Here is a 21,416-nt window from a genome sequence, read left to right as displayed (position 1 = left end):
ATTCGATTAAGCTGCAATATTAGGCTTCGTCATTGATATATTGATCCATATTTAATGCCGGCAAATCAGCAGATAAAGCACCAACCTGCTTTGCTGGCACCCCTGCCACTGTCGAATGGGGCGCGACGTGATTCAACACCACACTGCCGGCGGCAATTTTAGCGCCCTCGCCCACCACAATATTACCCAGTACTTTTGCACCGGCGCTTATCAGTACGCCGTCGCAAATATGCGGGTGCCGAGGCCCTGGGCCACTGCCACAACCACCCAAGGTGACCGAGTGCAACATAGACACATTGTCACCAACTACCGCGGTTTCACCGATAACAAGGCCGGTGGCATGATCGACCATTACCCCGCAGCCAATCACTGCCGCAGGATGAATATCCACATCGAAGACGCTGGCAATCCTATTTTGCAAAAATAATGCCAGCGACTCCCGACCCTGAACCCACAGCCAGTGCGCAATGCGATAGGCCTGAATCGCCTGAAAACCCTTAAAATACAAAAAGGGCATACCGTAGTGATCACAAGCGGGATCGCGGTCGAAGTGCGCGCGAATATCCATAGCCGCCGAGTCCACAATAGTCGGATCACTAATAAAGGCGCCGTTAAATACATCGCGAATCAACATCGCGGGAACCGAATCACAACCTAGCTTAGAGGCAATATGAAAACTCAAAGCATCAGCGAAACTGGCGTGATTTAAAATGCTGGCATGATAAAAGCTGGCCAGCACCGGCTCATTGCGGCCGTAATCCCTTGCTTCTTTAGTCATGGCAAGCCACAAATCGTTCACTGCTGCACTCATACCAACTTCCTAGTCGTTAATTCCGCCACATACTTCGCCGGGTAACATGAACTCGGCACCGCCACATAGCGCGAATAAATAGCATCTAACACTGTCAGTACGGTTTCTTGCAAGGCAAAATCCTGCTCCGCCGCCACTGCCGCCGCCAATAACTTAACACTGAGAGTCAGTTCGCATTTCACGGACAGCGGCGCGTAACTCAAATGCCAACGCTCAGGTGCAATACCGCCGCGGTCAGCATTATAGGGGCGGAAAAAACCGTGGCCACCACCGCTAACAAACTGCCGATCAAGCCACTGATGCATGGCGCCAAACACGCCGTCGTCAGCTACTTCTTGAGGGCTGAGCTGCACCGCGTAATCATCGGCAACCGCCGCCGCATCGTAAACATCAATATCACAACCCCAATGATGCCGCGACGCGCCTGGCAAGGCCGACCAACGCAAAATAGCATGGACCAGCTCCTCCTGGCTCAGCAGGCTAATATCCAGCGCGCAACCAGCGCTATCCAGCACCGCACGCTGGCCTCGGGCTTTGGCGTTCCAAATAGCCCGCTGGCGATCGAAACTGCGATAGCCGCTAACCACCCGCAAATCAAAACCGGCCGTCGCGGCATCGGCTTGCAGAGCCGACAGCGGCGCAACAATGTCGCGATGCACTGCAGCGCCGGCAAACGAGGTGATGGCGGAATTATCACGACCTAAAACGAAATCGGCGCTTACCGTTGGGCTATTCATGGGCGCATACTATTCAAGCTGTTTAAGGTGTTAGAGCTTCGTGGCATCATACTAACGCCTATTGGTCTGAGTTTAAATTCTGGAGTAGTAATACGTGGACGAGTCCTCACCACACGAAAAAAAAATCGCCCTTGCCCTCGGCAGTGGCTCCGCTCGCGGCATGGCCCATATTGGTGTGATTCAGCGCCTGAGCGAGCTCGGCATTAAGCCCGACATTCTTTGCGGCACCTCCGTAGGTTCTATTATTGCCGCATGCTACCTCACCGGGAAACTCGACCATTTCGAACATTGGATTCAATCACTTAGCACCACCCAAGTGCTACACTATATGAGCGTTAGCTTGGGCGCTACCGGCGGCGTGGCCCACGCCACCCGCTTGATCGATTTTTTCGAGCGCGAGTACGGCAACCCCAACATTGAAGATTTAAGCCAACCCTTTGCCGCGGTGGCGACCGACTTACTGCGCGGCCGCGAGGTATGGTTACAACGCGGCCCGCTGTGGGACGCAGTGCGCGCCTCAATGGCCATACCCGGCATTTTAACCCCTGTAGCCTTTCGTAACTCTTGGCTGGTTGACGGCGGCTTGGTGAATCCCGTGCCGGTATCGGTATGCCGCGCACTAGGTGCCGATATTATTATTGGCGTCGATCTCAACAGCGACCTGGTCGGCCGCCAAAAAGTCATAAGCAACGCCAAAGCACCCAGCTCAGAAGAGGTCGCCGAAGAGGAGGAAGCCGAAGAAGAGCTGCCAATCTTTGAAGAGAGCGACGAAGAAGACGAACAAGACCCCTTTCTCGGTGCGGCCTTTAGCCGTTTTGCGGCATCAGTAAAAGAGGCCGCCAGTAATTTTCGCACCAATGAGGGCGAGAAAAAGCCCGAGCCGCCAGGTACCATTGCGGTAATGATGAGCGCCATCAATATCATGCAGGACCGAATCACCCGCAGCCGACTTGCCGGCGAACCGGCCGATATCATGCTGTGGCCACGACTCGGTCATATCGGCTTAATGGAATTTAGCTGCGCCGCTGAAGCCATTCAGGAAGGCCGCGACTCCGTTGACCGAATGCTACCCGCCATTCGCCACGCCTTTAAAAGCGAAGGTGATGACCGCCTTATTGAGCCACCCACCGCCGACTAAGCTGCGATAATTACCCGAACCGGCTCATACTGCGGTAACTCGGGTTTCTTACAAGCAATAAATGAACACCACACTATATGCGTATTCTTGGCCACATAAACGATATTGCCGACCCAGGCTCCAAGGGCTTTAAATTTGCCGACCAGAGTTTTTTTGCCGTGCGCCTGCACGGCAAGGTTTATGTTTACCGCAATCGCTGCCCTCACCTAGGCATTGAACTCAATTGGCAAGAAAATCAATTTCTCGATTACGACGACTCGCTCATTCAATGCGCGACTCATGGCGCACTATTTATTATCGAAAACGGCAGCTGTGTCGCGGGTCCCTGCGTGGGCAAAACACTGGAAGCGGTCCCATTTACAATAAATGAAGGCGTACTAACCCTCACCGAGCTCGCCCCCGAATAGATTCGCTAAACAGATACCGGTAACGCAGAACCAAGGGTCATATGCGCATTACTGATCTCGGCTTTATAAGCGAACACATCCAAACCCGCCGCCACCGCCGCCCGTAAATTGCGGGCGTAATCGGGGTCAATATCCGCCGCTGACGTCACCCGCGCTATACCCTCGTGCAATACTGCAAAGAGCAGTACCACTCGGGCGCCGCAGTCGCGCAGAGCAAGTAAATCTTCAATATGGCGGCTGGCGCGCTTACTCACCGCGTCAGGAAACGCCCCCAAGCCACCCCCGCAATCTAAGGTCACCGACTTCACCTCAACATAGCACTCTGGCAAATCTGCGGTCGCGGCGGCGTAAAGGTCAATACGGCTACCCGTCGGCAGCTTTTTCTCCCGCTGCCAACTGGGGTAGCCAACCAAGGGCCTAATCCGGTCATCAGCCAATGCTTCATCTGCCAAGGTATTGGCCAGCGCCGAGTGGATACACACTTTATCCCCTGCTTCGGTTTCTAGCAGCTCCCAGGTCATACTGTATTTGCGCTTAGGATTATCACTAACCGACAACCACACTCGGCTATCCGGCTCCGCGCACCCCGTCATGGCACCGGTATTTGGGCAATGCACCGTCACTTCCGTACCGTCGTCTAACACCACATCTGCCAAAAAGCGCTTATAACGTCTAAGTAAATATCCGCTTTGCAATTCACCCGACCACTGCACTTACACCTCCTCAAATTACTGTAAATTGGCGCTACGCGAAGGCATTCACCCCACGTTTGACGCAGCTTCCAGCCTAAACATGGTATCGTAGATTTACTGACATTCGCGCCAGCACAGGATCATTCGCCGTCACCATGATTAAGAAATCGCTACTCACTCTAGGCTTACTTATTTTTCTTGCCATCGCCACCGTTGCGACGGTGCTTATACAACCGCAATTGCTGCGCGGACTGATCAATAGCAGCGCCCAGCGCTTTGCCGGACTCGAAGTGGAAATCACCGATATCCGCTCCCAGCTCGCGCCATTGCGCTTCGAGATTGACGGCATCAATATCCGCAATCCCCAGTGGCCCCGCCCAGCCCTACTCAGCCTAGCGAACATCACCATTAGCCTCACCGAAAACCCCTTTGGCAAGGAGCCCTTCTGGACGCTTAACGCCGACGCACTGAGCATTCGCGTAGAACAAAACGAGGCTGGTGAGTTTAACTGGCTCAGCCCCGAACTGATCGCCAACACCAGCTCGCAAAACCCCGAGCCAGAAGTCGACACCGGCTTGCCAATGCTGCCCGGCGACTTCAACTTTAATCGCATTGGCATCAAAAATATCAATCTATTCTGGCGCGACAAAACTGGCGCAGAGCGCAGTATTTATCTACCAAAAATTAGCGGTGAACGCATCGAAGCTGGTAATGGCGATTTCTATATTGGCCTAGACTACCAAAAACAGCACTTTGAACTCAGCAGCGGTATCACCCTCTTCGACCCAAAAAGCGGCGTGCTCGCCTACACCCTCGCCCTCAAGCATAAAGACGTAGACCTCAGCAGCGAAGGCAAGCTGGTCCTCAGCCCCAATTTGGCCGGTAGCGAGCTGAAATTCGCCATAGATTTACGCGAGGCCGCCAATCTGGCCAGCCTCGCCGGCAGCGAAGTACCGGCCATTCCCAAAATTCACCTCGCCAGCAAGCTCGCCATCACCCCGAACTACGAATTCAGCAATATTGTTCTCAAACTGAACAAAGACGAAATTCGCGGCGCAGCCACTATTAACGCCAACACTTCAGCGCTTGTCGCTAGCCTATCGGCCAAACAGCTCGACGTAGATCAGCTGCTGCCCAGCAAGCCCGACGAGGCTACATCACTGCCAGCCACCCCCGCTACACCAGCACAAGCGGAGGAAGAATCCCCCATCGACTGGCAGTGGCTAGCCGATACCGATCTTAAACTCGATTTAAATATTGCTACCTTAAAGGCCACTGGATGGCAGCTAGACGCCTTAAAGAGCAATATTGCGATCAAAGAAAATATCAAAATCAGCCTCAAAGCCGACAAAATCACCGAGCTGGCCACCCAGCGTGAGATCAACCAATTCAACGCCGACATTGCACTACAAGCCTTGGCTAAAACTACCGAGGCGGCAGATTTGGCCCTGCAGCTAAACCTCAGTCAGCAAAATCTTACGGTCAAGGCCGAGGGCAAAATCAATGTAAATGGCATCGCCGGCACCGAACTCGACATTCAAGCCGAAGCCGAGAACAGCAAGGCGCTATGGTTATTGGCACAACTACCCTGGCAGGAGGCCGGCGCGGTAACAATTAATGCCAAGCTACATGCCCAAGCTACTAGCTACGCCGCCAAAGGCGAGGCCAGCATGGGCAAGCAGAATGCCGAGTTTGACCTACACTTTAGCCCTGCCGCCGACACCCAGCTAGCCGAACTAAAGGGCAGCCTTGGGCTCAAACGAATCGACCTCGCCTTTCTCAATCCGCCCAGCCAAGCCAATGCGACCACCCCCGCCGTAAAACCGATTACAAAGGGCAAAAAACTCATCAGTAAAGACCCCATCGATCTTAATGCGCTGCAAACCCTGAATGCCGATATCAGCCTTGCACTGGACGATATCGACACCGGCTATGCATTTATTCGCAAGGCCAACCTCAAGCCTAGCTTGCAGGGCGGTGTTTTAAACTTAAAAAATACCACCATTAATTTTGCTGGCGGCGATGCCAAAATACGCCTCAAGCTCGACAGTAGTAAGACCATTCCCAGCCTAGCACTCAGGCTCAGCGTCGATGCAGAGGACTACGGTAAGCTCGGCCTCGACAAAGCAGCCGGCATTACCAACGGCAAGGGCGGCATTCGCTTAAATATTAATAGTCAGGGCGCCAGCCCACACCTCCTCGCCGCCAACATGAACGGTAAGCTCGACGTTAAAATTACTGACTTGGTCGCCCAAGGCAATGCCCTTAATCTGATCGGCTCCGACGTGCTCAGCGAAACCATAGATAAGATCAACCCCTTTTCCGAACGCAAAACCAGCACCGACATCGAATGTATTGCGGTTCACTTTGAAGGCAAAAACGGTAAATTTATCAGCGACGACGGCATCGCCCTAGAAACGGCGCAAACCAAAATCATCGGCACAGGGAATGTTGATCTCGGTAAGGAACAACTGCTGTTTGGTGTTTCTCCCATTGCCCGCACTGGCGTAGGTATAAATGTTGGAGCCGCAGCAGGCTTGATTAGACTTGGCGGCACATTTAGTAAACCCAAAATTGTCGCCGACCCATCCGGCATGTTCACCTCTGGACTCTCTACCGGCGCCGCAATTTACACTGGCGGTTTATCGCTCTTAGCCCAAGGCTTACTCAAGCGCGCCATTTACGCTGGCAGCTCCTGCGACGGCGCGATTGACGAAATACCAACCGTAGATGAATTGCCCGAGGAGTTGCTTAAGCCACCACTGCCAGCGACGGCAGTTAATACAGAGAGCGAGCCAGCAAACCAATCCGTCGCCCCCCAAAACTGAGCACAGCCAGATTGGTCACACTATTTGCTAAGGCACACCACCTTAAATCCGTCGACCTCAATTAACACCTCGGCCTTGGCAAACAAGGCCGCAGCCTTGCGCTCTAAAGGAATAAACTGATTCACCACAAACAGCGCCCGACCATGACACCCCAGCAAAGCATGCGCCGCGCCAATAAATTGATCGGTTAGCGATCCCGCAACCGCAAACCCTTTATGAAATGGCGGGTTACACAGCACTGCATCAAAGGGGCCTGTCAGCCCCGCCGCGCAATCAGCTAATTCAATTTGCGCGCTAATAGTGTTTACCTCACAATTTTTACGGGCCGCCAATAACGCCGTGGCATTATTGTCGGTGAGTAGCCAACGGCTTTCCGGTAACTGCGCTGCAGCCATCACCGCAATGTAACCATAGCCGCAACCGAGATCGACCAAACTCGCTGGCGGCGACTTAAATCCAGCCAAAAACACCGGTAACTGCTCAACGAGCAGCGCGCTACCGCGATCAATTTTCTGCCAGCCAAACACCCCCGGCTTGCTATACAAACTAGGCGACTGGGCAATTTCTTGTATTTGGGTATAGTCGCTATCGGGCAGTACTCCGCTAGGTTCATGACACTTGCTGATACTAGCAATATACGCCGCCCCACCGTGCTTCTTAATCTCGGCGGTGGCGCCAACCAACGCCGCGGCCTTTTTAGCGTAATTGTGCAGGCCATCATTCTTATGCCCAGCCAATAACAAACTGCCGCCCACACTCAGCACTGATAGGGCCTGATTAATTAAATAGTGAACAAGGGCCTTTTCCTTAGACACCCGATAGCACACCGTACTCGGCGACGGCGCAGCTGACGGCATCACAAAATCGCCAAGCTCCACGGGATATCCCGCTGCACTTAGCTGCTCGGCAATATCACAGCGATTGCTAAAACTGCACCAATCGGCGCGCACTGCAGGCAAGGGCATCGCTGCCACATGCTCGTCGGCAAACCACCACAAGGGAGTTTGCACAGCGGGAAACTGCTGATACAAGGCCATCAATGCAGTGTCTTGCGCCGCAGTATTTGTTTGGTCAGTGTTCATTCGTCTTGGTATCTCTTGGTGAGGGGCGCAGGCTAATCACGCGCACGCTAGGTTTGCACACTCGCTACTTCGTCTGCAGTTAAATAACGGTACTCACCTTCGGCTAAATCGGCGTCTAGGCTAATTTCACCTATCGCCTCACGGTGCAAACTCGTCACTGCATTACCCTCAGCACCAAACATCCGCTTAACCTGATGATAGCGACCTTCACAGATTTTTAGCCGCGCCACACACTCGCCCAAAATATCTAACTCTGCGGGCAATGTGCGAGCTTTGTCGTCTTTCAAGAAGACGCCGCGACTAAAATGCACCTGCGTCTGCTCGGTAATCACCTCAGCGGTTTCCACGTAATAGCTTTTCCAACACTGCCGCTGGGGCGATGTTACCGCATGCGACCAAGCGCCATCGTCAGTGAGTAAGACTAAACCCGTGGTATCAATATCGAGGCGGCCAGCCACGTGCAAGCGCTCAGGGTTATCCTCATCCATTAAATCCAACACGGTCTGATGGCGGCGATCCCGCGCGGCGCATATAAACCCTCGGGGCTTATTCAACATAATGTAGCGAGGTCCAACGGCCCGCAGCGGATGACCGTTTAAATTCACTTCGGCATCCACCGCAATACTCTGTGCGGGATCACGTACCACAATGCCACCGACCGTAATCTCGCCAGATTTAATCAGTTTCTTAGCATCGCTGCGGGAGTAATCCGTAACGCTGGCCAAATAGCGGTCTAGCCGCACAGGTTTATTACTGATTTTACTCACAAATACCGCCCCCTTAACAAGGACCGTATTGTCGGGCAAGTGCACTTAGGCATCAAGCAAGTCGTAACAATAGACCGGCGACCTGCGACAAAACTCAATTTACCCTCGGTTTATCACTATTTTTGAACATTCTAGCTGACCGTAAATTAGGGACTGGCTCTGAGTCGCAGCACTCTATTTACGACCGCTAGGGAAGGACAATTCACATGGCCATAGATGACGCTTTAAAGTTGTAGCAAACCATGACGGTACGCCTATAGCGGGGCAGGCCGAACCGTGGAAGATACTCATCGTTGGTGATGAGAAAGCTGTTCACGCAGTCACCAACCTCAGCTTAGAAAAATTAAACGTACTAGGCCGACCATTGCACCTTATCCATGCGTATAGCGGCAGGAAGTTAGTGGACGCCATCGCCGTATTACTTGAGCCAGAGCGCAATGAACACCAACTGCTGATAGCCGCAGCTATAGGGAAAAATCAAAACATAGAAGGCCAAGAGACCGGTGCCTGCTTACCTCCATTCGTGGTATCCCGCATTCGGGAGGCGCTCCAACAAGATGACGCGCCGTTTGGCGACGGCTATTTCTCGGCGAGTTTTAGCTCTCGCCACGGACTCCGACACCTTGTCAATTTAAGCTGCAATCGCAACTTTAACGTCGCCGACCAAAAATTAATCGACTTATTTTGTCCAATGTCGCAATCGCCTTCGACACCCTCAGTACGCGACGAGTTTACAAAGACCCCTGACCAATGGAAGCTGTTATTGAATATTTCCGTAAACAGCGCGGCATTGAAAGCACACTCACTTGAGCTATATCGAAGAAAAGAGGCGAACCCAGCCTCTTTTTATTTTCCCGTAACAAACAGCAACTACCCTTTTAAACCCCGCGTCCACTCAAAACGAATAACAAGCTAGCACATAGATTGACTACAGTTTTCACTCCACCCCCTAAAACAAGGCTACAACACGCATTACACCACCTAAAACCCAACCCACTAATACACTATCAAAAACCTTCAGTCACAATATAAAAATATTTAACATACATAACATTATGATTTATATAATTTTTTTAAATTCTAGTGCACACTATTAAAAACTAATGCACATAAATGTAGATTTATGTAGCATTTTTAGGGTACAAATTAGCTGTGGCAGCAAGGATCGCTTCCTAGCCGCCGCGAGGGTAATTTCTAAAACTATGGAGAGAACAAGAAATGAAAAAAAATATATCTACGATCGCTAAGATGCTTATTGGCAGCGCGACATTAATGTCTGGCATGGCCAGCGCTGGATTACTGAGCACGGTAGCCGAAACCCTTAGCAACCAATCAGTAGATCGCACCATTAGCGTAGAGAAATGCGTTGAATTACCAGCGTCAGACAGCTATTTCGCCGGCGTCGCCACCCCACTAACAGGCCCAATTGGCATTGACCTGCCTAGCACCGGCGCTGTTACCGTGTGTGCAGTTACCAGCTGCGACGTCTCTGGTGGCGTGGAAATGACTCCCATGGCACCGTCATTTAGCGACTGCGACCTCGGCTATTCCGTGTCTGGTAGCGGAGAAGGTTCTTGCGTAACCACTGTTAGCGTTAAAACCATACTTGGCGAGAAAACCCTGCACGCAAGCCGCAGCGTTTCAGAAGACGGCTACCCACTGTTTCCGCTAGAAGTCTGCCTAGCGAAAACTTCGGACTAATGCCCACCGGCCTCCGCACCGCGGAGGCCTTCGCCCATCACTCAAAGAGCGCACATCAGCAGGGCATAAGACACAAAACACACGCGCATTCAAAGTAGGATTTACTAGACAAGATTAGATTGGCCAAGCGCCTTTTTAGACGCCCACAAAAAAGGAGCCACGCAGGCCCCTTTTTTATTCGTGCTAGTGAAAAGCAGTATTACTCTGCCTCTGCACCCGCTTTCACGCTGGCATCAACCTTAACATTGGTCAGGCTGCGCAAAGCGCTTTTCTTCTCTTCAACATTTGCTTTCATATTCGCCTTGGCTTCAGCGCGAGCCTCGGCCCGAGCCTCTGCGTCAGCTTCAGCTTGCGCTTCGCGCTCTGCTTTACGCGCTTTTGCAGCGGCTTTTTCTTCTTCACGCTTGGCTTTCGCTTCTTCGCGCTTAGCTGCTGCAGCTGCTTTTTTCTCTTCCGCAGCCGCCATCATCGCTTCGCTTTTAGCAGAGCCGTCAGCCTTCATTTTTGCCGCTTTTTCGTCAATATTGGTATCAACATTAACATTGGCTTCTACTTTCGCATCCGCTTTTGCGTCTGCCTTCTCTTCGGCTTTAGCGCTTCCGCCTAAACCTAGCTTGCTAAAAAAACCACCCTCAGCCAACACGCTGCCGCTCAAGCCAATCATGCTAACAGCCAAAACTAATGCTTTGATTTTCATTGTTGTTAATCTCCAAATTCACGTAGTCGTGCTAATGTCATACTCGATGAGTGGACCCATTGTAGGGCAGCACAGCATTCAAACAAGCCTTGGATAGCGTAATTTTCACCGCAACTTTTTGCAGCTACCCAGGTCACCGTTCAGCTTAGAGCAAGCTTATGACATTAATGCTCACGAGTAGAACGGAAGCGAACCTCGGGGTGCCGCTCCTCAGTTAAAGCCAGGTTCACCCGCGTTGGCGCCAGATACGTTAAATGGCCACCACCGTCAATAGCGAGATTTTCAGCACACTTGCGCTTAAATTCCTCAAACTTTTTCGGGTCGTCACACTCCACCCAGCGGGCGGTATAAACATTAACCGGCTCGTACATCGCCTCAACTTTATACTCATCTTTAAGACGGTAACTCACCACCTCAAACTGCAAATTACCCACCGCCCCCACGATCAGATCACTATTGCGCTGGGGCATAAACACCTGGGTCGAGCCCTCTTCCGACAATTGCTGCAAACCTTTCTGTAATTGCTTGGCCTTCATGGGGTCTTTCAGACGAATACGGCGAAACAGCTCCGGCGCAAAATGCGGAATACCGGTAAATTTAAAGGACTCACCCGATGAGAAGGTGTCGCCGATCTGGATGGTGCCGTGATTGTGCAGGCCGATAATATCGCCCGACACCGCCTCTTCAACCAGCTCGCGATCACCAGCGAGAAAACTCACTGCATCGACAATTTTTACGTCTTTACCAAGACGCACATGGCGCATTTTCATACCCTTGGTATAAGTGCCCGAGCAAATACGCATAAAGGCTATACGGTCACGGTGTTTGGGATCCATATTGGCTTGAATCTTAAACACAAAGCCCGAGAAAACATCTTCTTTTGCGCTAACCTCGCGGGTATCGGTAGGCCGATCTAGGGGTTCCGGTGACCACTCCACAAAACCGTCGAGCATCTCCCGCACACCGAAATTAGACAGCGCCGTTCCAAAAAACACTGGCGTCTGCTTGCCCGCCAAGTAGGCCTCGCGATCAAAGAAGTGACTAGCACCCCGCACCAGTTCGATTTCCTCAAGGAAATTTTCATACTCATCGTCGAGCAAGGTGCGTGCAGCGTCTGTATCCAAGCCATCAATACGAATATCCTCGGCGACCACCGAGCCTTTGCCTGGCTGAAACACATGAATAGTGTCGGTATACATATTGTATACCCCCTTAAAATCCCGCCCCATGCCAATTGGCCAGTTGATCGGCGCCGCGGCAATACCAAGCACGCTTTCAACTTCATCTAACAATTCGATGGGGTCGCGAATATCGCGATCCATCTTGTTGACGAAGCCCAAAATAGGCGTGTCGCGCAGGCGGCAAACATTCATCAATTTTATGGTTCGGTCTTCGACACCCTTGGCGCCGTCAATAATCATTAGCGCCGAATCCACCGCCGTCAAGGTGCGGTAAGTATCTTCAGAGAAATCTTCGTGCCCGGGGGTATCAAGCAAATTGACGATGCGACCTTTATAGGGAAACTGCATCACCGAGGACGTAACCGATATACCCCGCTCCTTTTCCAGACTCATCCAGTCCGAGGTTGCCGCTCGGTCATTCTTCTTGCCCTTCACGGTGCCCGCCACCTGAATCAACTGCCCCAATAGGATCAGCTTCTCGGTAATGGTCGTTTTACCGGCATCGGGGTGCGAGATGATGGCAAAGGTGCGACGCTTGGCCACTTCCTGCTGAAAGGTGATATCTGACATGGAATTCGGTCTTCTGGCTGAACAGGTTTGGGACAATACACAGACAAAAATTCGGCCGCGTATATAAGAGGCGAGAGTTTAAAGGACTTGGGCAGGGCTTGCACTATTCTGCGTATCAACAAGCTCTAATTAGGCAAGCCAAGAAATACCACAAATTGGCGCCAAAACCCCGCCAGTAGTGGCATTCCGTCGCAGCTAGGGTATACCGCTATAGCGCAAAACAGGCTTTTCCCGTAAGCTGCACGCCCGCTGTCATCACGACACCGGCCATCACGCCGCGACGCGCGACATTATGAGATGATAGATTTTATGAGCTTTACCTCCCTGGGCTTATCCGCCCCGATACTTTCCGCGGTAACCGAAAAAGGTTACGACACCCCTTCAGCCATTCAAGCCCAAGCCATTCCCGCCGTATTGGAAGGCCGAGATGTAATGGCTGCAGCACAAACCGGCACAGGCAAAACCGCTGGGTTTACCCTTCCGATACTGGAATTACTGTCTCGTGGTCAGCGCGCCAATGCCAACCAAGCCCGCGCCCTTATTCTCACACCAACCCGTGAGCTCGCTGCCCAGATTGGCGAAAGTGTGGCCACCTACGGCAAGAACCTGCCACTGCGCTCCACCGTGGTATTTGGTGGCGTTAAAATCAACCCACAAATGATTAAGCTGCGCCGTGGCGTCGACATTCTGGTAGCCACCCCTGGCCGCCTGCTCGACCTATACAATCAGAATGCCGTGAAATTTGATCAGCTCGAAATACTGGTGCTAGACGAAGCCGACCGCATGCTCGACATGGGCTTTATTCACGACATCCGTAAAATTCTCGCGGTATTGCCCAAGCGCCGGCAGAACCTGATGTTTTCTGCTACCTTCTCCGGTGAAATTCGCACTTTAGCCAAAGGCTTAGTGAATAACCCCGTCGAAATTTCGGTAAGCCCAGAGGTCACCACCGCCAAATCGGTTACCCAGAGCATTTATCCAGTAGACAAAAAGCAAAAGCCCGCCCTGCTAACTCACTTGATTAACACCAATGACTGGCAGCAGGTGCTAATTTTCTCCAAGACCAAGCACGGAGCCAACCGTCTTGCGGCTCACCTGGAAAGCGCTGGCATCAAAGCTGCCGCCATTCACGGCAATAAAAGTCAGGGCGCACGTACCCGCGCACTTGCCGAGTTTAAAAATGGTGACGTGCGAGCACTGGTCGCCACCGACATAGCCGCGCGAGGCCTAGACATCGACCAGCTGCCACAGGTCGTCAACTTCGACCTACCCAATGTGCCCGAAGACTATGTTCACCGCATTGGCCGTACTGGCCGCGCCGGCGCGACTGGCCACGCAGTATCGCTGGTTAGCTCGGATGAATTTAAATTATTGTCTGACATTGAGCGACTGATAAAGGAGGTTCTGCCACGGGAAATTCTCGCTGATTTTGAACCCACTCATCCGCTCCAGGAGTCGCGCCTAGGCAATAGCGCACCCGCCCGTAGCCACCGCCCAAGAGTAGAACACCGCGATGGCCAACGGCCATCAGCAAAACCTGCGGCCCGTCGCGGCGGCCGCCCCAGCGGCAACAGCAATCGCGGACGCCCTTCGGCGCCCAAGGTATAAACTTTCGCCAGATAGAAGCCCCTCAATAGCGCTTCGCAAATAATGCAAAAAGCCCACTACATTCAGTGGGCTTTTTGCATTCAAGACTGCGCCTCAAACGACTTTTCACTGAAACATGGAAAACAACTGCGGTAGGTCGGGTCGCTAGAGAGAACTTAAGCGCGACTATCTAACAATGTAAGCGGCTGGCGCTCAACCGAGCTGCTATGCGCCGAGTACAGGCTACTCAAGCGCTGAGCCTTAATATCTACCGGCACAGCCGTGTCAATATCGCTGCTCGAGGCCAAACTGCGATCTATTGCCGACGCTAACTTCTGGCCTTTAGTCTGTTCAGCACCCTCTTCTGACGACCCTGTCGCTAATTCCCGACGCGCCTCCGCCTCAATACGCGACGCCTCAGCAGCTACTTGGCGATCTTGGCTACTCGGTTTAGCCGGCGCGAGCGCCGCCTGCTTAACAATCTGCATCTTATCGATGGTGGCCTGCGGGCTTGCCGCGCGCGCAATATCAATACTCACCTCGCCATTCACCGCATAGGTATTGCCATCTGGCCCACGCTTAAACTCATAACTTGGCGAACCCGCATAACGGCCACCCGCAGCAGAGTGCGCCAATTCATGACTGTGAACCTCCCGATCCCGCGCAGCTAACTCCCTAACTTCAGCTTGAATCTGCTGTTGCTCCGCTTTACTAAGCGATGCCTCAACCCCGGCCTTTGTGTCAGTCTCGGTTTGCGCCGCTTCGGCGTCCGCAGACTGGCTCAGAGCCAAGCCTGCTTCCGACGCATCTACATCCGAACCACCGAGCAAACCATTGGCTATCGCATCTTTAACCCGATACACCACACCCTCATCGCCTTGCTCAGCTTCGGCAATATACAAACGCGGCGCTGCCAGTATCGCCAAGCGAGCGGGCGAAACTCCGCTTTCAGCAAATATAGACAGATTGGGATCGGATTTTATCAGCCCGCGAGTACGGCTTTCGCTCTCCGCAGGGGCATTAACTGGACGGGATTCGGGGCTTTTAAGCGGCGCGAGAGCTTGCGCGCCCGCTGCAGGCGACGAGCGCAACCGAACACCATCCACCGCATTTGCGTACGGACGGTTTATCGAAGCAATAGAGGAAGTGGAAATAGGGTCCACTGTAGCGCACCGAGAGCTGATTAAAATTTGATCTAATTTTAGCCGATTTCACAGAATAAGCCAGCAAAACAGCCTGCCCGCTACCACAACAGACACTTTACGGACTCGAATCTAATATTAAGCGACTCGCACGCAAAATCCACTTTCAGACGGCAATACTCCTCACCTACAATAGCGCGCTAAATTTTCTGGTCTCAAACAAGGTCTTAGCCCAATGTTAGAAAAAGCTTTTGAGCGCTTACTCTACTCCGCCCGCTGGTTACTAGCGCCAATCTACCTCGGCCTGAGTTTTGCCCTATTGGCGTTGGCCATCAAATTCTTCGAAGAAATATTTCACGTCATACCCCATATCTTCGAAACCTCTGAAATGGACTTAGTACTGCTGGTACTATCCCTAATCGATATATCGCTAGTCGGCGGCCTACTAGTGATGGTCATGTTCTCTGGCTACGAGAACTTTGTCTCCCAAATTGATCTGGAAGACAACGACCACAAACTAAACTGGCTGGGCAAACTCGATACCGGCAGTTTAAAGAACAAAGTCGCCGCCTCCATCGTTGCTATTTCATCTATTCACTTACTTAAGATTTTTATGAATGCTGACAAAATCGACAACGACAAACTACTGTGGTACGTGGTTATTCATTTAACCTTTGTGGTTTCGGCTTTTGCAATGGGCATGTTAGATAAATTAACGCGACACGGCCATTAAAGGGATTGAACAACAAAAAGCCTAGCACCAGGTCTAGGCTTTTCACTTACTGCCTACTCAAACAAGCTCAGCCTTTTCCGCCAAACTCGTTAATATCCAAAGCGAAGCTTTTACCGTCCGTTGCCACCAAACCAACGCCCTGTATATGTTTATAACGTACCGCTTCTAACTCCACATCTGCGCCAATAATATTGACGATATAGCCGCTTTCAGCCAAATCGATAATAGTAGTGCGACACTCAGGCTTACGAATAAATTCGGTTTTCTTCTCATCGTAAATAAAAACAAAGCCTTCTATTCTGCATAGGGAGTTTGTCGCAGCCATAACCATCCCGACAAAATGGCGACGCGTAGACTTTTCATGCAGAGAGCGATACATAACATGCAGCTTTTCACCGGTTTTTATTACCATTTAACTCCCTCCACTTAATTCTTATTCGGGTCCCGACAAATAATCACCATCCGGCATTACTTTAGCAGACCTATTTTCAAGCAACCAAGCTTATGCTCAACCAACAACTTAGCAATCCGGAAAAAACCAATTTCCGCAAAAGTGCCAAAAAAACACCCCCACTTAGCGGTATTTTAATTAGCTAAATTACTACGCTTTTCCGCTTGCCGCAGCCGCTGTGGGCGGCGAATTCGCCACATAGCTATGCCGCTGGCAATCAACATCACCGGACTAAAACCCAACACCGCCCAGATTAACCGGCTCCAGTTGCCAGCAAAATCGCCAAAGTGCAGGCGTCGAAAACTGTTTTTCATTTGAGCAGTGACGCTAGATTCACGAATGTCGCGCAAGCCGGAAAAATCTCCGGTTTGAGCATCGTAGCGAATAGAATTGGCGAATTCACTATAGAGTGGGTTTTGCCCGCTCACCCCGCCCAAAATATTAATAGCATAACCCGGCTTGCTCGGCAGCGAGATAAAGCTCGGCGCGAAGTCCACAAGGCGCCCCTGACTTTCCCTTAGCAGGGCATCTATCGACAGCGTTGGATTATATAAACGCTCGCCAACAATATAGGGGGCTGACAGCATAACTGGCTTAGCCAAACTATAGCTGAGCTGGTTTATATTCCAGTACGCGCCGGTAAATCCCAGCACCAACAATACCGGCGTGGCCACAACACCGAGCAGTTTATGGAGGTCGCCAAAATAAATAATCGGCCGCGCGCGATAGCGGAAGGTAAATAGCACCTTCCAAAATTTACGATGCAGGATCATGCCGATAAGGGCTTGTATGCAGAGCAGCACTGCGACGACCGCGCACAACAATAGACCAATATCACCCGCCAAAAAGGTGTAATGGAACTCGCGCACAAGGTCAGTGACATAATATTTAGGAGGGCTGGGATCCGATAAAATTTTAGCGCGGTATTGATCAACAAACAGCGACGACCACTCGCTACCGCCGTGAGCCATCACATAAACAAGATCGGCTCGACCTGGGTCTGCAAATAACTGCCAGCCGGTGACTTCATACGCTGGGTAAGCTTGGTTAAATGCGTGCAGCAATACATCAAAGGACTGACGCGCCTCGCCCACTGCAGCTACACGCACGCGTTCAGGCATTAGCAGCGCATCGATCTCATGCTTATATACCAGCACACTGCCGCTCAAGCTAATGAGTAATAGCGGCGCGCAGATCAACAGGGCGAGTAGCCGGTGCAGCTTAAATAAGACTTTATTCATCAACGGGGAAGGAATCTGAGGGCTAGATCACGGCTTTAAATCGAAGGGGAAATCAGGCAGCTTATGCGCCGCCTGCCACCCAACAAACCATTAACCGCGAATACGGCGCACTCTAAAGTTACGCCCCTTGAGCTGGCCTTCGCTTAATTTACGCAGCGCGTCAGTGGCCACATCATTACGTACAGCCACATAAGCGGTATTGTCGAATACGTGGATTTTACCCACGTCGGTGCCAGCTATGCCGTCGGCACCCGTTAACGCACCAACGATATCGCCGGGGCGAATCTTTTGCTTTTTTCCGCCATCGATCTGCAGGCAAGCCATTGGCGGCTTGAAAGTGGGCTTATCCAAGTAATTCACCTGGGGCAGCGCCTCGGGCACAATTTTATTACCGCGCATTTCTTCTATACGGGCAATTTTGGCACTTTCACGCTCGGTATACAGGCTACAGGCAATACCTTTGCCGCCAGCGCGGCCGGTACGGCCAATGCGGTGAATATGCACTTCGGCGTCGCGGGCAATGTGGTAGTTAATCACCGCGTCGAGGGCGTCTATGTCTAAGCCCCGCGCCGCAACATCGGTAGCCACGAGAATCGAGACGCTTTTATTGGCAAAGCGCACCAAGGTTTGATCCCGCATTTTTTGATCTAAGTCGCCGTGCAAGGCTTGCACGCTAAAACCCGCCTCGCGAAGATCGTCGCACACCTGCTGGGTTTCGTGGCGGGTATTACAAAATATAACGGTGGAGTCTGGGCGGTAGCGCAGCAGCAGTAATTTGACGGCGACAATACGCTGGGTATTGTCGGCCACTTTGAAAAAGTGCTGAGCGATGCTTTCGTTATCGTGGGTAGATTCCACTTTAACCAGTAGCGGCCGCTGCATGATACGGGTGGCCACGTCCTGAATTTCGTCAGGGTAAGTTGCGCTAAACAGCAGGGTCTGCCGCTCTTTAGGGATATAGCCAATGATGGTATCGAGGGCGTCTTGAAAACCCATTTCCAACATACGGTCGGCTTCGTCCAACACCAAGGTGTTTACATTATCTAATTTGAGGGTGCCTTTGCGCACATGCTCTTCTATACGACCAGGAGTGCCAACCACAATATGGGCGCCATGTTCTAGGGAGCCAACCTGCGGACCAAAGGGCATGCCTCCACACAGCGTTAACACCTTAATATTATGAATAGTACGCGCTAACTTACGCAGCTCTTTAGCGACCTGATCGGCCAATTCACGAGTCGGGCACAACACCAAAGACTGCACATAAAACTTTTTGACATCTAATTTTTGTAACTGGGTAAGACCGAAGACAGCGGTTTTTCCCGAACCGGTTTTGCCCTGTGCAATAACGTCTTTGCCATGGAGTGTGTGCGGCAAAGCCTTGGCCTGAATGGGGGTCATCTCGGTATAACCGAGCGAGCTCAGGTTTTGCAATAGCGAGGGGTTTAGCGGAAGGGTAGAAAATTCTAGCTGACTCACAATGTGTATCCTGTAATACCGCCAGAAAAATGCGCGGCGGTGGCGCGGTGAAACCGGATGTTAAATAGCGTTGCTGAAATGAAAAAAGGGCAAGACCCGTAGGTCCTGCCCCTTTAGCATTCAATCCACAAGGGTTTGAAGCTGGCCGCTGCCCGAGGGCGCGGCCACATAGCAAATTACAGTGCTACGATGTTCTCTGCCTGAGGACCTTTCTGGCCCTGAGTAACAGTGAACTGAACGCGCTGGCCTTCAACCAAAGTTTTGAAGCCTGAACCAGAGATAGCGCTGAAGTGAGCGAAAACGTCTGGGCCAGATTCTTGCTCGATGAAGCCAAAGCCTTTAGATTCGTTGAACCATTTTACTGTGCCAGTAGTAGTAGACATAATTTTATTCCTGAAATATTCAAAGGTAATTTTTGATCTGAAATCAGATCGATTAGGCTGGAAGTGATTCTATTACTTATGAAGTACAGGACGAAAACTACAGACAGGACTTCGAAATGGTGTACATAAATATAGGTCGAACTTTCTAGCTGCGATTGAGTATATACAGATTTCAGGCCGTGTCTACCCCCTATTACTACCAATTTACAGCGCGCAGCCGCAATAAAGCGCCGTATTTAGTGCGCGACACGCCACAACGCTAACAATAAGGATTTTCGTGCCCAGGCCGCGCAGCCCCATCCATTTTACTTAGTTAAGAGTCACTAGCACTGCAAGCGGCACTCAGCCAGCGAGTCCTCGTCGAGATAGGTTATAGACGCAGTATTAAAGTTAAGGTCTACAAATAAGCGGCAGTAATACTCGCCGTGGCGCCAAGCCATATCCACGCTGGAATCATTGGAGTAATTCAGCTCAAAATGACCATCGAAGGCGGGGTAATTGCTCCTAAAACGCATCAAGGCCAGTAATCGCTGCACCACCGGCTGTGCTATTGCCTCGTCAATTTCGGGCAAGCTGTAAAAATGGCGATTGATGTCGCGCAGCTCGCCAGTCTCCTCCATCAGCTCAATATCATTGCAACCGGCAAGCAGGCCCACGTAATACACTTGGGGAATACCCGGCGAGAAAAACTGAATCGCCCGCGCCGCCAAGTAGGCGTCGTCGTTACGCATTAATGCGTCGTAGAACGTACAGGTTAGCTGGTAGATAGCACCAACGCTGTGAATATTCGCCGCCGAACGCCGCAAAATTGGATCGGCGCTACGGGCGGAGATATTGTCGATTAAGGCCCGAATTTTATCCTCGGGCAGCACGCCCTCCACATCGGGAATACATATGCCATCATGGGTATCTAATACCGTCACCATATTCCGCGGGCACATCCGCAGCCAGTTTTTAAGGTAGACGCTATTGGCATCTAATAAAGAGAACAGTAAGAGTGGCGGCAGGGCAAAACCATAGGGGTGCATATTGCGACGGCTAATCGCGTACTGATAGCTGCTGTGGTCGTGAACCTCGGGCAGCACTTCGGCGCCGTGGAGCTGAGCCACGCCATTGATCCAATCCAGATTACGGTACACATCTGGCTCCACCAAAAAGCAACTGGTGCCGATGCGCTTAGTGGTATAACCAAAAGCGTCTAAGCGAAATAGTTTTACCCCGCGCTGCGCCAAAAAGCCGATGTAGTTTTCCATCAGCTGAAAGGTCAATTCAGACTCGTAATTCAGATCAATTTGATGCTCGGTAAACGTACACCACACGCGACCGGTGCCGCCGCTGGCAAACTCAACACGCCGAAACGGCTCCTTCTCTTTGCGAATATGAATTTTAGCGAGGTCGTCTGGCGAAATATCACCAAACTTTTCCACGTGCACAAACATATCGGCGTATTGGGAATCGTAGCCCTTGGCAACAAAGTCTTTAAACTCTTCAGACTCATCGGAAATATGGTTTACCGTAACGTCGCAACACAAATCGTATTTAGAAGAAATACGCTCAATATCGTCCCAGTCGCCGTAATCGGGATCGACTTCTTTGTGGGTTAGCGGCGAAAAGCCCGCGTCGGCATTCGAGGGAAAAAACGGCAATATATGCACGCCGCCAATGGCCTCCGACAAGTGCTTTTCAATAACCGCGTGTAAGTCTTTTAGATTGTCGCCCATGCGATTGGGGTAACAGATCATTTGTACCGCATTGCGTAAGGCCATCATTACTCCTTTGCGTGCTACTT

At 51.6% G+C, this 21,416-nt stretch carries 20 protein-coding genes; 7 read left to right on the top strand and 13 right to left on the bottom strand.

The genetic code is table 11. The annotated features are described in order from the left end of the window. Window positions 1–19: 19 nt before the first annotated feature. Both cysE and AB4876_RS12450 read right to left on the bottom strand, forming a co-directional pair. Complete coding sequence (gene cysE, locus AB4876_RS12455; RefSeq protein ID WP_368382016.1) at window positions 20–811, bottom strand: serine O-acetyltransferase; 792 nt, start codon at window positions 809–811, stop codon at window positions 20–22. Next, entirely contained in the window at window positions 808–1,548 is a 741-nt protein-coding gene (locus AB4876_RS12450) for a M15 family metallopeptidase (RefSeq protein WP_368382015.1), read from the bottom strand. The genes cysE and AB4876_RS12450 overlap by 4 nt, the downstream gene beginning before the upstream one ends. A gap of 94 nt (window positions 1,549–1,642) precedes the next feature. On the opposite strand from AB4876_RS12450, the gene AB4876_RS12445 reads away from it, so the two are divergent. Both AB4876_RS12445 and AB4876_RS12440 read left to right on the top strand, forming a co-directional pair. Further along, a complete protein-coding gene (locus AB4876_RS12445) occupies window positions 1,643–2,686 on the top strand; it encodes a patatin-like phospholipase family protein (protein ID WP_368382013.1) in 1,044 nt (347 codons plus the stop codon). 77 nt (window positions 2,687–2,763) lie between these two features. Beyond that, window positions 2,764–3,093, top strand: a complete 330-nt coding sequence (locus tag AB4876_RS12440; protein WP_368382012.1) for a Rieske (2Fe-2S) protein — start codon at window positions 2,764–2,766, stop codon at window positions 3,091–3,093. A 5-nt stretch (window positions 3,094–3,098) separates the two neighbouring features. Here AB4876_RS12440 and sfsA read toward each other — a convergent pair whose 3' ends face one another. Further along, a complete protein-coding gene (gene sfsA / locus AB4876_RS12435; RefSeq protein WP_368382010.1) occupies window positions 3,099–3,806 on the bottom strand; it encodes a DNA/RNA nuclease SfsA in 708 nt (235 codons plus the stop codon). Between the two features lie 134 nt (window positions 3,807–3,940). Between sfsA and AB4876_RS12430 the strand changes: the two genes are divergently transcribed. Beyond that, complete coding sequence (locus tag AB4876_RS12430) at window positions 3,941–6,613, top strand: AsmA family protein (protein ID WP_368382008.1); 2,673 nt, start codon at window positions 3,941–3,943, stop codon at window positions 6,611–6,613. 20 nt (window positions 6,614–6,633) lie between these two features. Here the strand turns inward: AB4876_RS12430 and AB4876_RS12425 are convergent, their stop codons facing one another. Continuing rightward, window positions 6,634–7,695: a class I SAM-dependent methyltransferase gene (locus tag AB4876_RS12425; RefSeq protein ID WP_368382007.1), complete on the bottom strand. Its 1,062-nt coding sequence runs from the start codon at window positions 7,693–7,695 to the stop codon at window positions 6,634–6,636. 47 nt (window positions 7,696–7,742) lie between these two features. Further along, complete coding sequence (locus AB4876_RS12420; protein ID WP_368382005.1) at window positions 7,743–8,462, bottom strand: pseudouridine synthase; 720 nt, start codon at window positions 8,460–8,462, stop codon at window positions 7,743–7,745. A gap of 400 nt (window positions 8,463–8,862) precedes the next feature. Between AB4876_RS12420 and AB4876_RS12415 the strand changes: the two genes are divergently transcribed. Then, window positions 8,863–9,378, top strand: a complete 516-nt coding sequence (locus tag AB4876_RS12415) for a DUF3369 domain-containing protein (protein WP_368382004.1) — start codon at window positions 8,863–8,865, stop codon at window positions 9,376–9,378. 302 nt (window positions 9,379–9,680) lie between these two features. Further along, window positions 9,681–10,163: a hypothetical protein gene (locus AB4876_RS12410; protein WP_368382002.1), complete on the top strand. Its 483-nt coding sequence runs from the start codon at window positions 9,681–9,683 to the stop codon at window positions 10,161–10,163. Between the two features lie 199 nt (window positions 10,164–10,362). On the opposite strand, the gene AB4876_RS12405 is transcribed toward AB4876_RS12410, so the two are convergent. Next, on the bottom strand, window positions 10,363–10,860 hold the full coding sequence (locus AB4876_RS12405) for a hypothetical protein (protein ID WP_368382001.1): 498 nt from the start codon (window positions 10,858–10,860) through the stop codon (window positions 10,363–10,365). 164 nt (window positions 10,861–11,024) lie between these two features. Beyond that, window positions 11,025–12,611 carry a peptide chain release factor 3 gene (locus AB4876_RS12400; protein ID WP_368381999.1) on the bottom strand — a complete coding sequence of 529 codons (1,587 nt, stop codon included), beginning with the start codon at window positions 12,609–12,611 and terminating at the stop codon, window positions 11,025–11,027. A 309-nt stretch (window positions 12,612–12,920) separates the two neighbouring features. On the opposite strand from AB4876_RS12400, the gene AB4876_RS12395 reads away from it, so the two are divergent. Continuing rightward, complete coding sequence (locus AB4876_RS12395; protein ID WP_368381997.1) at window positions 12,921–14,219, top strand: DEAD/DEAH box helicase; 1,299 nt, start codon at window positions 12,921–12,923, stop codon at window positions 14,217–14,219. Window positions 14,220–14,374: 155 nt separating this feature from the next. Here AB4876_RS12395 and AB4876_RS12390 read toward each other — a convergent pair whose 3' ends face one another. Beyond that, window positions 14,375–15,304, bottom strand: coding sequence for a putative metalloprotease CJM1_0395 family protein (locus AB4876_RS12390; protein WP_368381996.1), 930 nt, complete (start codon window positions 15,302–15,304; stop codon window positions 14,375–14,377). 271 nt (window positions 15,305–15,575) lie between these two features. Between AB4876_RS12390 and AB4876_RS12385 the strand changes: the two genes are divergently transcribed. Next, a complete protein-coding gene (locus AB4876_RS12385) occupies window positions 15,576–16,073 on the top strand; it encodes a TIGR00645 family protein (RefSeq protein ID WP_368381995.1) in 498 nt (165 codons plus the stop codon). Window positions 16,074–16,140: 67 nt separating this feature from the next. On the opposite strand, the gene AB4876_RS12380 is transcribed toward AB4876_RS12385, so the two are convergent. The 5 genes from AB4876_RS12380 to gtfA form a co-directional block, all read right to left on the bottom strand. After that, a complete protein-coding gene (locus AB4876_RS12380; protein WP_368381994.1) occupies window positions 16,141–16,485 on the bottom strand; it encodes a hypothetical protein in 345 nt (114 codons plus the stop codon). Between the two features lie 173 nt (window positions 16,486–16,658). Next, the gene (locus AB4876_RS12375; RefSeq protein WP_368381993.1) at window positions 16,659–17,765 is read right to left on the bottom strand and encodes a PepSY-associated TM helix domain-containing protein; all 1,107 of its coding nucleotides are present in this window, start codon (window positions 17,763–17,765) and stop codon (window positions 16,659–16,661) included. Window positions 17,766–17,855: 90 nt separating this feature from the next. Continuing rightward, window positions 17,856–19,247, bottom strand: coding sequence for an ATP-dependent RNA helicase DbpA (gene dbpA, locus AB4876_RS12370; protein WP_301028150.1), 1,392 nt, complete (start codon window positions 19,245–19,247; stop codon window positions 17,856–17,858). A 173-nt stretch (window positions 19,248–19,420) separates the two neighbouring features. Beyond that, window positions 19,421–19,627, bottom strand: a complete 207-nt coding sequence (locus tag AB4876_RS12365) for a cold-shock protein (protein WP_008251819.1) — start codon at window positions 19,625–19,627, stop codon at window positions 19,421–19,423. 323 nt (window positions 19,628–19,950) lie between these two features. Beyond that, window positions 19,951–21,393 carry a sucrose phosphorylase gene (gene gtfA, locus AB4876_RS12360; RefSeq protein WP_301027989.1) on the bottom strand — a complete coding sequence of 481 codons (1,443 nt, stop codon included), beginning with the start codon at window positions 21,391–21,393 and terminating at the stop codon, window positions 19,951–19,953. Between the last annotated feature and the right edge of the window lie 23 nt (window positions 21,394–21,416).

The sequence above is a fragment of the Zhongshania guokunii genome, from assembly GCF_040892635.1.
In the GTDB taxonomy this organism is placed as follows: domain Bacteria; phylum Pseudomonadota; class Gammaproteobacteria; order Pseudomonadales; family Spongiibacteraceae; genus Spongiibacter; species Spongiibacter guokunii.
This window is presented reverse-complemented; position numbering and strand designations above follow the sequence as displayed.

What these genes read in the sequence shown, in the direction of transcription:
- cysE (WP_368382016.1), bottom strand. Translation starts at nt 811, where the DNA reads ATGAGTGCAGCAGTGAACGATTTGTGGCTTGCCATGACTAAAGAAGCA.
- AB4876_RS12450 (WP_368382015.1), bottom strand. Translation starts at nt 1,548, where the DNA reads ATGAATAGCCCAACGGTAAGCGCCGATTTCGTTTTAGGTCGTGATAAT.
- AB4876_RS12440 (WP_368382012.1), top strand. Translation starts at nt 2,764, where the DNA reads ATGCGTATTCTTGGCCACATAAACGATATTGCCGACCCAGGCTCCAAG.
- AB4876_RS12430 (WP_368382008.1), top strand. Translation starts at nt 3,941, where the DNA reads ATGATTAAGAAATCGCTACTCACTCTAGGCTTACTTATTTTTCTTGCC.
- AB4876_RS12425 (WP_368382007.1), bottom strand. Translation starts at nt 7,695, where the DNA reads ATGAACACTGACCAAACAAATACTGCGGCGCAAGACACTGCATTGATG.
- AB4876_RS12410 (WP_368382002.1), top strand. Translation starts at nt 9,681, where the DNA reads ATGAAAAAAAATATATCTACGATCGCTAAGATGCTTATTGGCAGCGCG.
- AB4876_RS12405 (WP_368382001.1), bottom strand. Translation starts at nt 10,860, where the DNA reads ATGAAAATCAAAGCATTAGTTTTGGCTGTTAGCATGATTGGCTTGAGC.
- AB4876_RS12400 (WP_368381999.1), bottom strand. Translation starts at nt 12,611, where the DNA reads ATGTCAGATATCACCTTTCAGCAGGAAGTGGCCAAGCGTCGCACCTTT.
- AB4876_RS12395 (WP_368381997.1), top strand. Translation starts at nt 12,921, where the DNA reads ATGAGCTTTACCTCCCTGGGCTTATCCGCCCCGATACTTTCCGCGGTA.
- AB4876_RS12385 (WP_368381995.1), top strand. Translation starts at nt 15,576, where the DNA reads ATGTTAGAAAAAGCTTTTGAGCGCTTACTCTACTCCGCCCGCTGGTTA.
- AB4876_RS12380 (WP_368381994.1), bottom strand. Translation starts at nt 16,485, where the DNA reads ATGGTAATAAAAACCGGTGAAAAGCTGCATGTTATGTATCGCTCTCTG.
- AB4876_RS12375 (WP_368381993.1), bottom strand. Translation starts at nt 17,765, where the DNA reads ATGAATAAAGTCTTATTTAAGCTGCACCGGCTACTCGCCCTGTTGATC.
- AB4876_RS12365 (WP_008251819.1), bottom strand. Translation starts at nt 19,627, where the DNA reads ATGTCTACTACTACTGGCACAGTAAAATGGTTCAACGAATCTAAAGGC.
- gtfA (WP_301027989.1), bottom strand. Translation starts at nt 21,393, where the DNA reads ATGGCCTTACGCAATGCGGTACAAATGATCTGTTACCCCAATCGCATG.